Annotated in this window: 11 protein-coding genes; all 11 read left to right on the plus strand. The window is 63.9% G+C overall.

The window, feature by feature from the left end:
- Positions 1-189 precede the first annotated feature (189 nt).
- The 11 genes from leuC to accD all read left to right on the plus strand — a co-directional run bounded on the left by leuC (position 190) and on the right by accD (position 12,419).
- The gene (gene leuC, locus RUGAMON1_RS26235) at positions 190-1,593 is read left to right on the plus strand and encodes a 3-isopropylmalate dehydratase large subunit (RefSeq protein ID WP_445233292.1); all 1,404 of its coding nucleotides are present in this window, start codon (positions 190-192) and stop codon (positions 1,591-1,593) included.
- Positions 1,594-1,636: 43 nt separating this feature from the next.
- Positions 1,637-1,762: an entericidin A/B family lipoprotein gene (locus tag RUGAMON1_RS26240; RefSeq protein ID WP_008450980.1), complete on the plus strand. Its 126-nt coding sequence runs from the start codon at positions 1,637-1,639 to the stop codon at positions 1,760-1,762.
- Positions 1,763-1,816: 54 nt separating this feature from the next.
- Positions 1,817-2,464, plus strand: a complete 648-nt coding sequence (gene leuD, locus RUGAMON1_RS26245; protein ID WP_445233293.1) for a 3-isopropylmalate dehydratase small subunit — start codon at positions 1,817-1,819, stop codon at positions 2,462-2,464.
- 15 nt (positions 2,465-2,479) lie between these two features.
- Positions 2,480-3,550 carry a 3-isopropylmalate dehydrogenase gene (gene leuB, locus RUGAMON1_RS26250; RefSeq protein ID WP_445233294.1) on the plus strand — a complete coding sequence of 357 codons (1,071 nt, stop codon included), beginning with the start codon at positions 2,480-2,482 and terminating at the stop codon, positions 3,548-3,550.
- A gap of 42 nt (positions 3,551-3,592) precedes the next feature.
- Entirely contained in the window at positions 3,593-4,720 is a 1,128-nt protein-coding gene (gene asd, locus RUGAMON1_RS26255) for an aspartate-semialdehyde dehydrogenase (RefSeq protein ID WP_117014891.1), read from the plus strand.
- A gap of 268 nt (positions 4,721-4,988) precedes the next feature.
- Entirely contained in the window at positions 4,989-7,778 is a 2,790-nt protein-coding gene (locus RUGAMON1_RS26260) for a motility hub landmark protein FimV (RefSeq protein WP_445233295.1), read from the plus strand.
- 48 nt (positions 7,779-7,826) lie between these two features.
- Entirely contained in the window at positions 7,827-8,630 is an 804-nt protein-coding gene (truA, locus tag RUGAMON1_RS26265) for a tRNA pseudouridine(38-40) synthase TruA (RefSeq protein WP_445233296.1), read from the plus strand.
- A 9-nt stretch (positions 8,631-8,639) separates the two neighbouring features.
- The gene (locus RUGAMON1_RS26270; protein WP_445233297.1) at positions 8,640-9,353 is read left to right on the plus strand and encodes a phosphoribosylanthranilate isomerase; all 714 of its coding nucleotides are present in this window, start codon (positions 8,640-8,642) and stop codon (positions 9,351-9,353) included.
- Positions 9,298-10,551 (plus strand): tryptophan synthase subunit beta, encoded by a 1,254-nt coding sequence (trpB, locus tag RUGAMON1_RS26275; protein ID WP_445233298.1) that lies wholly within the window; start codon positions 9,298-9,300, stop codon positions 10,549-10,551. The genes RUGAMON1_RS26270 and trpB overlap by 56 nt, the downstream gene beginning before the upstream one ends.
- Positions 10,552-10,561: 10 nt before the next feature.
- A complete protein-coding gene (gene trpA, locus RUGAMON1_RS26280) occupies positions 10,562-11,359 on the plus strand; it encodes a tryptophan synthase subunit alpha (protein WP_445233299.1) in 798 nt (265 codons plus the stop codon).
- Positions 11,360-11,546: 187 nt separating this feature from the next.
- A complete protein-coding gene (accD, locus tag RUGAMON1_RS26285) occupies positions 11,547-12,419 on the plus strand; it encodes an acetyl-CoA carboxylase, carboxyltransferase subunit beta (protein ID WP_116990177.1) in 873 nt (290 codons plus the stop codon).
- The last annotated feature ends 84 nt before the right edge of the window (positions 12,420-12,503 follow it).

Consider the following 12,503-nt stretch of genomic DNA (forward strand, 5'->3'; position numbering starts at 1 on the left):
TTTTATTCGCAGTTTTGTTTCAACACCGAATTTTGCAAAAGGAGTCATAAAAAGTGTATCGGTAGGCGGAACTGCATCGGCTCACGAGGCCGGCCAGCGGCGGCCGCTACCGCATTGCACAATATGGCATAATCGAAGTGGATCACTCACACAGGCAGCAGCGGTACTTACAATGAGTACTCATAAATTATGATGAAGACGCTTTACGACAAACTCTGGGAATCCCACGTGGTCAAGGCCGAAGAAGACGGCACCACGATCCTGTACATCGACCGCCACCTGGTGCACGAAGTCACCAGCCCGCAGGCATTCGACGGCCTGCGCGCCGCCGGCCGCGCGCCGTGGCGCGTGTCCGCCAACCTGGCGGTAGCCGACCACAACGTGCCGACCACCGGCCGCGCCGACGGCATCGCCGACCCGGTCTCGCGCCTGCAGGTGGAAACGCTGGACAAGAACGCCAAGTCCTACGGCCTGACCTACTTCAACATGAACGACAAGCGCCAGGGCATCGTCCACGTGATCGGGCCGGAGCAGGGCGCGACCCTGCCGGGCATGACCGTGGTCTGCGGCGACTCGCACACCTCGACCCACGGCGCCTTCGGCGCGCTGGCGCACGGCATCGGCACCTCGGAAGTCGAGCACGTGCTGGCCACGCAGACGCTGCTGCAAAAGAAATCCAAGGCCATGCTGGTGCAGGTCGACGGCGCGCTGCCGCTCGGCGTCACCGCCAAGGACGTGGTGCTGGCCATCATCGGCAAGATCGGCACCGCCGGCGGCACCGGCTACTGTATCGAGTTCGGCGGTTCGACCATCCGCGCGCTGTCGATGGAAGGCCGGATGACGGTCTGTAACATGGCGATCGAAGCGGGCGCGCGCGCCGGCATCATCGGCGTCGACGACGTCACCATCAACTACGTCAAGGGCCGGCCGTTCTCGCCGGCCGGTCCGCACTGGGACCGCGCGGTCGACTACTGGCGCACGCTGCACAGCGACGCCGGCGCCAAATTCGACCTGGTGGTCACGCTCAACGCCGCCGAGATCAAGCCGCAGGTGACCTGGGGCACGTCGCCGGAAATGGTGACCTCGATCGACGGCCGGGTGCCGGATCCGGACCAGGAAAAGGACAGCGTCAAGCGCGACGCCATGGAAAAGGCGCTGGTCTACATGAACCTCAAGCCGAACACGGCGATCGAGGACATCCGCATCGACAAGGTCTTCATCGGCTCCTGCACCAACTCGCGCATCGAGGATTTGCGCGCCGCCGCCGAAGTGGTGCGCGGCAAGCACCGCGCCTCCAACGTCAAGCTGGCGATGGTGGTGCCGGGCTCCGGCCTGGTCAAGGACCAGGCCGAGAAGGAAGGCCTGGACCGCATCTTCAAGGACGCCGGCTTCGAATGGCGCGACCCGGGCTGCTCGATGTGCCTGGCGATGAACGCCGACCGCCTGGAACCGGGCGAGCGCTGCGCCTCGACCTCGAACCGCAATTTTGAAGGACGCCAAGGCCAGGGCGGACGCACCCATCTGGTGTCTCCCGCAATGGCGGCGGCAGCCGGTATCGCCGGTCACTTTGTCGACGTACGCGCTTTACGCTGAGCCTTGCGTTGATTTGATTGAACCATAACGAGAAATCCTCATCATGAAAAAACTATTCGCCCTGTCCATCATCGCGCTGATCCTGACCGGCTGCAACACCGTCAACGGCTTCGGCAAGGACGTCAAAAAAGTCGGTGAGTCGCTGGAAGGCGCTTCGACCAAAAAATAAACCGCAGCACGGCGGGCCGCGACGGTCCGCCGTCGCACAACCCGAACGAGAATCATGGATAAATTTACGATCTACGAAGGACTGGTGGCCCCGCTGGACCGCGCCAATGTCGACACCGACGCCATCATTCCGAAGCAATTTTTGAAGTCGATTCATCGCACCGGCTTCGGCCCGAACCTGTTCGACGAATGGCGCTACCTGGACCACGGCGAACCGGGCCAGGACAACAGCAAGCGTCCGCTGAACCCGGACTTCGTGCTCAATGAAGCGCGCTACCAGGGCGCCTCGATCCTGCTGACCCGCAAGAACTTCGGCTGCGGCTCCTCGCGCGAGCACGCGCCGTGGGCGCTGGACCAGTACGGCTTCCGCGCGATCGTCGCGCCGTCGTTCGCCGACATCTTCTTCAACAACTGCTACAAAAGCGGCTTGCTGCCCATCGTTTTATCCGAAACGCAGATCGACCATCTGTTCAATGAAGTCAAGGCCTTCCCCGGTTACCGTCTGGTGGTCGACCTTGAGCAGCAGCGCATCTCCACCAGCAATGGCAGCGTCTCCTATCCCTTCGAGATCGACGCCTTCCGCAAATACTGCCTGATGAACGGGCTCGACGATATCGGCCTGACGCTGCGTCACGCCGACGCTATCCGCGGCTTCGAAGAGCGCCATCTGGCAACCCAACCTTGGTTGGCCAACGTCATCTAATCTCGAAAAGTAACCATGAAAATCGCTATCCTCCCGGGCGACGGTATCGGCCCGGAAATCATTGCGCAAGCCGTCAAAGTCCTCAACGTACTGGGCGAAAAATTTGAGCTGGAAAGCGCGCCGGTCGGCGGCGCCGGCTACGCGGCCCACGGCCATCCATTGCCGGAAGGCACGCTGGCGCTGGCCAAGGCGGCCGACGCGGTGCTGTTCGGCGCCGTCGGCGACTACCAGTACGACACGCTGGATCGTCCGCTGCGTCCGGAGCAGGCGATCCTCGGCCTGCGCAAGCAGCTCGGCCTGTTCGCCAACCTGCGTCCGGCCATCCTGTATCCGGACCTGGCCAACGCTTCGACCTTGAAGCCTGAAGTGGTGTCCGGCCTGGACATCCTGATCATCCGCGAACTGACCGGCGACATCTACTTCGGCCAGCCGCGCGGCGTGCGCGAGTGCCCGGACGGCCCGTTCAAAGGCCAGCGCGAAGGGTTCGACACCATGCGCTATGCCGAAGGCGAAATCCGCCGCATCGCCCACGTGGCGTTCCAGGCGGCGCAAAAGCGAGGCAAGCGCCTGACCAGCGTCGACAAGGCCAACGTGCTGGAGACCTTCCAGTTCTGGAAAGACATCGTCACCGACGTCCACAAGGAATACCCTGACGTCGCGCTCGAGCACATGTACGTCGACAACGCCGCGATGCAGCTGGTGCGCGCGCCGAAGAAGTTCGACGTCATCGTCACCGGCAATATGTTTGGCGACATCCTGTCCGACCAGGCGGCCATGCTGACCGGTTCGATCGGCATGCTGCCGTCGGCCTCGCTGGATGCCAACAACAAGGGCCTGTACGAGCCGTCGCACGGTTCCGCGCCCGACATCGCCGGCAAGGGCATCGCCAATCCGCTGGCGACGATCCTGTCGGCCGCGATGATGCTGCGCTACTCGCTGAACAAGGCCGAACAGGCCGACCGTATCGAGAACGCCGTCAAGCACGTGCTGTCGCAAGGCCTGCGCACCGCCGACATCTACGAAGCCGGCACCACCAAGGTGGGCACGGAAGAGATGGGCAACGCGGTGGTCAAGGCGCTGGCGTAAACGGTATAAACGGTATAAATATTTAAGACAAGGAAGAGTAAAATGAAACTCGTAGGCTTGGTAGGTTGGCGTGGCATGGTTGGTTCGGTCCTGATGCAGCGCATGCAGGAAGAGGGCGATTTCGCCCACATCGAACCGGTGTTTTTCACCACCTCGAACCCGGGCGGCGACGCGCCGGCGATGGCGAAGAATGAAACCAAACTGAAAAGCGCGACCGACATCGACGAACTGAAAAAGTGCGAGATCATCATCTCGTGCCAGGGCGGCGACTACACCACCGAAGTGTTCCCTAAACTGCGCGCGGCCGGCTGGAACGGCTACTGGATCGACGCCGCCTCCACGCTGCGCATGGAGAAGGACGCCGTCATCGTGCTGGACCCGGTCAACCTGCACGTCATCAAGGACGCGCTGGGCAAGGGCGTGAAGAACTACATCGGCGGCAACTGCACCGTGTCGTGCATGCTGATGGGCCTGGGCGGCCTGTTCCAGCACAACCTGGTCGAGTGGATGACCTCCATGACCTACCAGGCGGCATCGGGCGGCGGTGCCCAGCACATGCGCGAGCTGCTGACCCAGTTCGGCACCATCAACTCGTCGGTCAAGGCGCTGCTGGACAATCCGGCCTCCGCCATCCTGGAAATCGACCGCCAGGTGCTGGCCACCCAGCACGGCCTGAGCGCAGAGGAAACCAAGCAGTTCGGCGCGCCGCTAGCCGGCAACCTGATCCCGTGGATCGACAAGGATCTGGGCAACGGCCAGTCGAAGGAAGAATGGAAGGGCGGCGCCGAGACCAACAAGATCCTGGGCCTGGGCGCGGACTTCGGTTCGAAAGCGATTCCGGTCGACGGCCTGTGCGTACGCATCGGCGCCATGCGCAGCCACTCGCAGGCGCTGACCATCAAGCTGAAGAAAGACGTGCCGATCGACGAGATCCACGACATCATCGCCGCCAACAACCAGTGGGTCAAAGTGGTGCCGAACACCCGTGAAGCGTCGGTCAAGGACCTGTCGCCGGCCGCCGCCACCGGCAGCCTGACGATCCCGGTCGGCCGCCTGCGCAAGATGAGCATGGGCGACGACTACCTGTCGGCCTTCACCGTCGGCGACCAGCTGCTGTGGGGCGCGGCCGAACCGCTGCGCCGCATGCTGCGCATCGTGCTGGACAAGTAACCCGCAAAGCAATGCGGGGGTCTGACCCCGTACGGGGTCAGACCCCACCACCGTTCACGCTGTGCAATTGTTAAAGCAGAAGGGGTTTTCTCTATGAGCTCTCATAGGGAAAACTCCTTTTTTTGGTTTAAAGTAGGCATAGACGTTACACATCCTCATGTATCACTAGAGAAACATCGTGCAAAGCTTGCATGCTCTGGAGCATGATGATATGTTGGTATATCTGGGAAAGTAACATTTTCCCTCTGACAACCTGATGCCGCCCACTATGCACGTACCAACTCGCTCCAGCATTGTTTCCTTCGCGTTGAAGACACTCACCGGGGCTGTCGCCAGTGCGGTGTTAGTGGCGGCCTCCGCCAACGCCGCCGGGCTCGGCAAGCTGACGGTCTTATCGTCGCTGGGGCAGCCGCTGCGGGCGGAGATCGAATTGACCGCGGTCTCGGCGGACGAAGCCGGCGCGCTGGTCGCCAAGCTGGCGCCGGCCGAAGCCTTCCGCACCGCCAATATCGATTTCAATCCGACCTTGCTGTCGCTGCGCTTCGAAATCGAACAGCGCAACGGCCGCCAGCTGATACGCATATCGTCCAGCCAGCCGGTCAACGAGCCCTTCGTCGACATGCTGCTGGAACTGAACTGGACCGGCGGCCGCATGGTCCGCGAATACACCTTCCTGCTGGACCCGGCCGACATGCGCGCGACGCAATCGCCGCAAGTGGCCGCGCCGGTCGACCTGGGCCGCAACGCCGCACCGGCCGCGCCTGTCGCGGCAGCGCCGGCAGCGGCGCCGGTGGCGCAGAGCACGCCGGCGCCGGTGCGTCAGCCCGCCGCGCCGGCCAAGCAGGCCGCCAGTGAATACACGGTCAAATCCGGCGACAACCTGACCCGCATCGCCAACCAGGTCAAGCCGGTCGACGTCTCGCTGGACATGATGCTGGTGGCGCTGTACCGCGCCAATCCGGAAGCCTTCTCCGGCAACAATATGAACCGCCTGAAGTCGGGCCAGATCCTGGCCGTGCCGGACGCCGACACCATCCGCAACACCGCGCCGGAAGGCGAAGCGCGCGGCGTGGTGGTGGCGCATGCGGCCGATTTCAACGCCTACCGCGCCAAGCTGGCCGGGCAGGTGGCCAACAGCACCCCGGCCAAGGAAGCGGACACCAGCCAGAACGTGTCGGGCAAGATCACCGCCAAGGTGGAAGAAAAGCCGAACGCAGTCAACGCCGCCAAGGACAAGCTGACCCTGTCGAAAACCACCTCCGGCGCGCCGGTCGCGGGCAAGACCGGCATGGCGGTGGAAGACAAGATCGCCCACCAGAAGGAGCTGGACGAGGCCGCCGCCCGCACCAAGGAACTGGAGAAGAACGTCCACGACCTGGAAAACCTGATGGCGGTGAAGAACAAGGCTGGCGCGGACAGCGCGAAACCATCGGCTTCGGCGGTGGCTTCCGCGCCTGTGTCGGCTTCGGCTCAGGTGGAGGCGTCCGTGCCGGCCAAGCCCAAGCGTACGCTGGTGGTGCCGCCCAAGCATTTGGCCGAGCCTAGCTTGTTCGAAACGATGATGGACAACCTGCAGTACGTCGGCCTGGCCGCGGCGGCCCTGCTGGCGGGCGTCGGTGCGGTGATCGCCTCGCGCCGCCGCAAGAAGTTCGAAATGCCGAAGGACGAGACCAGCATCCTGGGCGACACCGCGATCCCGTCGCAGGCGCTGATCGCCGAAGCCGGCGGCCAGAGCGTCGACACCAACAACAGCGTGTTCAATTCCAACTTCGCGCCATCGGCCAGCCAGCTCGACACCAATGAGGTCGATCCGGTGGCGGAGGCCGACGTCTACATCGCCTACGGCCGCGACGCCCAGGCGGAAGAAATCCTGAAAGAGGCGCTGCGCAGCCATCCGGAGCGCCACGCGGTGCGCCTGAAGCTGCTGGAAATCTACGTCACCCGCAAGGACGCACGCGCGTTCGAGAGCCAGGCGTCCGAGCTGTATTCGATGACGCGCGGCCAGGGCGATGAATGGGCACAAGCCGCCGCCATGGGCCGCGCGCTGGACGCAGGCAATCCGCTGTACACCGAAGGCGGCGTTGCAGCCGCCGACGGCGCCGGCATGTTCGCCGCCGCGCCGGCCGTGGCCGCCGCCGGTGTCGCTGCCGGCGCCGCCGCGTTCAGCGCATCGGATTTCAGCAACGACTTCAGCGCTCCGGCGCCGGCTCCGCAGCCGGCCGCAGGCGGCCTCGACCTGGACCTGGGCTTCGACGCCCCGCCTGCCGCCAGCGACAGCAACAGCAATCTGATGGACTTCGGCAGCGAGATGGATACCGCCTTGCCGCAGGCGGCCGATGCCTCTGTGTCGCCGGCTTCGGTGGCGGCGGAAACCGACAACCTGATGGACTTCGACCTGGGCGGCCTGAGTTTCGAGCCGGCCGCCGCACCAACGCCGGCCCCTGCGGCCGCACCGGAAGCCTCGCCGGAAGACGCCTTCAACCTGGCCTTCGACGCACCGGCCGCTCCGGCGCCTGCGCCAGAGCCCGCACCCGCGCCGGCGGAAGACCTGAGCATGGACTTCGGCCTGGACCTGCCGGCCGAAACGGTGGCGCCAGGATTGCCATCGGCCAGCACCGACCCGCTGGACCTCGACTTGATGAATTTTGAGATTCCGGAACTGCCGGCCGTGCCCGTGCCCGTGCCCGCGCCTGCCCCGGCGCCTGCTGCCGAGTTCGACGCCGGCGACTTCGCCGACGCGCTGCAAGGCGCGGAAGAAGTCACTCCTGCGCCGGCTCCGGCCGCGCAGGAGTTCGACCTGTCCGGCATCGACCTCGACCTCGATACCGCGCTGGGCGGCGCCGGCGCGCCGGCCGCGGCCGACGCCGCGCCATCCCACGCGCGCGACGACACGCTGTCGGCGCACCACATGGAAATGGATACCAAGCTGGACCTGGCGATCGCCTATCAGGAGATCGGCGACAAGGAAGGCGCGCGCGAACTGCTGGACGAAGTGCTGCGCGGCGGCAGCGACGACCAGATCGCCAAGGCCAACGCCATGCGCGCCCAATTGGGGTAATGCTGCTCCGTATATAATGGCTGACTCTGACATTACATCGGGCAGCAATTGAAACGGATAGCAATCGGCGTCCAGTACGACGGAACCGCGTGGAACGGCTACCAGAAACAGGCGGACGGCCACACGGTCCAGGATAAGCTGGAACAGGCGCTGGAGAAATTCGCCAGGGTGCCGCTGGCCACCACCTGCGCCGGCCGCACCGACACCGGCGTGCACGCCCTCGAACAAGTGGTCCACTTCGACACCGAGCTGGTGCGCGATACGCATTCCTGGGTGCGCGGCGTCAACGCCTTCCTGCCGCCGTCGATCGCGGTGCGCTGGGCCAAGCAGCTCGATGGCGACCCGAGCGTCAACGACTTCTTCCACGCCCGCTTCAGCGCCCGCGCCCGCACCTATCACTACGTGCTGTACAACAATCCGACCCGTTCGCCGCTGCTGGAAGGGCGCGCCGGCTTTTGCTTCCGTCCGCTGGACGTGGAGCTGATGCAACAGGCCATCCCGCCGCTGCTGGGCTGGCACGACTTCACCGCCTTCCGCGCCGCGCAATGCCAGGCCAAGTCGCCGGTCAAGCTGATGCACGACATCCAGATCAAGCGCCACGGCGAGCTGGTGGTGTTCACCATCACCGCCAACGCCTTCCTGCACCATATGGTGCGCAACCTGGTCGGTTCGCTGGTTTATATTGGCACCGGGCGCGAAAAGCCGGAATGGCTGGGCCAGCTGCTGGAAACCAAGGACCGCCACGCCGCCGCGCCGACCTTCATGCCGGACGGCCTGTACCTGGCCAAAATCGACTACGACCCCAAATGGGAATTGCCGCTGGAGACCACCAGCGCCTTGCCCTGGTTTTAAAGGATGAACATGGCACGCACGCGTATCAAGATTTGCGGTTTGACCCGCCTGGAAGATGTGCAAGCCGTGGTGGCGGCCGGCGCCGATGCGATCGGCTTCGTGTTCTACCCGAAGAGTCCGCGCTACGTGACGCCCGGGCAGGCCGCCGAGCTGATCCGCGCCGTGCCGCCGTTCATCACCTGCACCGGCCTGTTCGTCAACGCCTCGCCGGAAGAAGTGGCGGCCACCTGCAAAGTGGCGCCGATCTCGCTGATCCAGCTGCACGGCGACGAAACGGTGGAGCAGTCCGCCGCCATCGCCGCGGCGGCCGGGCGACAGTTCATGCGCGTGTTCCGCGTCAAACCCGACACACTTCCGTCCGATTTGCTAGAATACGAACAGCTATGCCGCGCCGCCAGTCCCTTGTTCACCAGCCTGTTGCTGGATACCTATGTGGATGCCTATGGCGGTGCAGGAAAGGGTTTTGATTGGTCTCTCATTCCAAAAGATCTCGCGCCTCGGGTCGTTTTAAGTGGTGGCTTGAGCGTACACAACGCGACTGACGCGGTGGTCGGTGTACGCCCCTACGCCGTCGACATCAGCAGTGGTGTCGAAGCGTCCAAGGGGATCAAGGATGCCCGCAAGATCGCCGACTTTGTCGCGGCGGTGCGGGCCGGAGATACCATGAATGAAAGCGAAACCCATCATGATGAACGCCCCAGCGAAGCCGTTGTTCCACGCTAAAGACTACAACCTTCCCGATACCAAAGGCCATTTCGGCCCCTACGGCGGCGCCTTCGTCGCCGAAACGCTGACCTACGCACTGGCCGAGCTCAACGAAGCCTACGAGCGCTACAGCAAAGATCCCGAGTTCCTGGACGAGTTCCGTTACGAGCTCAAGCACTTTGTCGGCCGGCCGTCGCCGATCTACTACGCCAAGCGCTGGTCCGAGCTGGCCGGCGGCGCGCAGATCTATTTCAAGCGCGAAGACCTGAACCACACCGGCGCCCACAAGATCAACAACGTCATCGGCCAGGCCTTGCTGGCCAAGCGCATGGGCAAGCCGCGCATCATCGCCGAGACCGGCGCCGGCCAGCACGGCGTCGCCACGGCCACCATCTGCGCCCGTTTCGGGCTGGAGTGCGTGGTCTACATGGGCAGCGAGGACGTCAAGCGCCAGGCGCAGAACGTCTACCGCATGAAGCTGCTTGGCGCGACCGTGGTGCCGGTGGAGTCCGGTTCCAAGACCTTGAAGGACGCGCTCAACGAAGCGATGCGCGACTGGGTCACCAACATTGAGAACACCTTCTACATCATCGGCACCGTGGCCGGCCCGCATCCTTATCCGATGCTGGTGCGCGACTTCCAGTCGGTGATCGGCGAGGAGTGCCTGGTGCAGATGCCGGAAATGACCGGCCGCCAGCCGGATTGCGTGGTCGCCTGCATCGGCGGCGGTTCCAATGCCATGGGCATCTTCTATCCGTATATCGACCAGAAACAGGTGCGCCTGATCGGCGTCGAGGCGGCGGGGGAGGGGCTGGACGGCGACAAGCATGCCGCTTCGCTGACCAAGGGTTATCCGGGCGTGCTGCACGGCAATCGCACTTATCTGCTGCAAGACCAGAACGGCCAGATCATCGAGACGCATTCGGTCTCGGCCGGCCTCGACTATCCGGGCGTGGGGCCGGAGCACGCCTACCTGAAGGACATTGGCCGGGCGGAATACGTGTCGATCACGGACGAGGAGGCGCTGCAGGCCTTCCACGACTGTTGTCATATCGAAGGCATCATCCCGGCGCTGGAATCGTCGCACGCGCTGGCGTACGCGGCCAAGCTGGCGGCAACCTTGCCTAAAGATCAAATTATTTTGGCCAACCTGTCGGGTCGGGGCGACAAGGACATGCATACGGTTGCAGAACGTATGGGTTTGAACTTCAACTAAGGAAAACGACATGTCCAAAATCGCAGCAACTTTCAGCGCCCTGAAGGCGCACAACAAAACCGCGCTCGTCACCTTCATCACCGCCGGCGATCCGGCGCCGGAACTGACGGTGCCGCTGATGCACGCCATGGTGGCGGGCGGCGCCGACATCCTGGAACTCGGCGTGCCGTTTTCCGATCCGATGGCCGAAGGCCCGGTGATCCAGCGCGCCTGCGAGCGGGCGCTGGCCCACGGCGTCGGCATTCACGACGTGTTTGGCTACGTGGCGGAGTTCCGCAAGACCAACCAGAGCACGCCGGTGGTGCTGATGGGCTATGCCAATCCGATCGAGCGCATCGGCGCGGCCACCTTCATCGCCAAGTCCAAGGAGGTGGGGGCGGACGGCGCCATCGTGGTCGACTACCCGCCGGAAGAGTGTGAAGAGTTCGCGGCCGCCATGCGCGCCGCCGAGCTGGACCTGATCTTCCTGCTGGCGCCGACCTCGACCGAAGCCCGCATCGCGCAGGTGGCCAAGGTTGGTGGCGGCTTCAGCTACTACGTCTCGCTGAAGGGCGTGACGGGCGCCGGCAATATCGACACGGTGGAAGTGGCGGAGCGTCTGACGGCGATCCGCAAGCACGTGCAGTTGCCGATCGGCGTAGGCTTCGGCATCCGCGACGGCGCCACCGCGCGCGCCGTGGCCGAGGTGGCGGACGCGGTCGTCATCGGCAGCCGCATCATCCAGGAGATCGAAAACGCCGGCAAAGACGGCGCCGTGGCAGCCGTGCAATCTTTCGTTTCTGGCATCAGAAACGCGCTCGACGCCTGATCTCCCTCAAATGCGCCGCCTTTTTTGCCTCGGCGGAAAATGCGGCGCAGGCGTGATTCCGCTAGTGGTTTACCTCTAAAAACCCGTCAATTCCATGACGAAGTTTAAAAATTGTTGTACAGCAAAGTTCGACAGGGGGGCGAGAAACGGCTACACTTCCGCCACAAGTTAGCTGCAAGGAGAATTTATGAGTTGGTTGGAAAAACTGCTGCCCCCACGTATCCAGCGTTCCGACGCTGCCGCACGCAAGACCATGCCCGAGGGCCTGTGGGTCAAATGCCCGTCCTGCGAAGCCGTGCTGTACCGCACCGATCTGGAATCGAACCTGCACGTTTGCCCTAAATGCGACCATCACATGCGCATCCGCGCCCGTGAACGCCTCGACAGCCTGTTCGACGCCGGCGGCCGCTATGAAATCGGCATGGACACCCTGCCGGTCGATACGCTGAAGTTCAAAGACAGCAAGAAATACCCCGACCGCCTCAAGCAAGCAATGGAAGCCACCGGCGAGACCGATGCGCTGATCGTCATGGGCGGCGCCATCATGAGCCTGCCGTGCGTGGTGGCCTGCTTCGAATTCGAATTCATGGGCGGCTCGATGGGCTCCGTGGTCGGCGAGCGCTTCGTGCGCGGCGCGCAAGTGGCGCTGGAACAGAAAGTACCGTTCATCTGCATCACCGCCACCGGCGGCGCCCGCATGCAAGAGGGCCTGCTGTCGCTGATGCAGATGGCCAAGACCACCGCCATGCTGACCAAGCTGTCCGACAAGAAGCTGCCGTTCATCAGCGTGCTGACCGATCCGACCATGGGCGGCGTGTCCGCTTCGTTCGCCTTCATGGGCGACGTCGTCATCGCCGAGCCGAAAGCGCTGATCGGCTTCGCCGGCCCGCGCGTGATCGAAAACACCGTGCGCGAGAAACTGCCGGAAGGCTTCCAGCGCGCCGAGTTCCTGGTCACCAAGGGCGCCGTCGACATGATCGTCGACCGCCGCAAGATGCGCGAAGAAATCGCCCGTCTGATGGCACTGCTGCAAAATCAAGCGGTCGAAGTGCTGGCCTAAAGCGGTCGCTTCAAAAAGACCGCAGCGGCGTTTTCGCTGCGCCTCGCGGCGCAGCCGTCTCGCCGTGCTAACGCACTGTCTTCG

Origin of the sequence: Duganella rhizosphaerae (assembly GCF_040364205.1) — a bacterium.
GTDB lineage: Bacteria > Pseudomonadota > Gammaproteobacteria > Burkholderiales > Burkholderiaceae_D > Rugamonas > Rugamonas rhizosphaerae.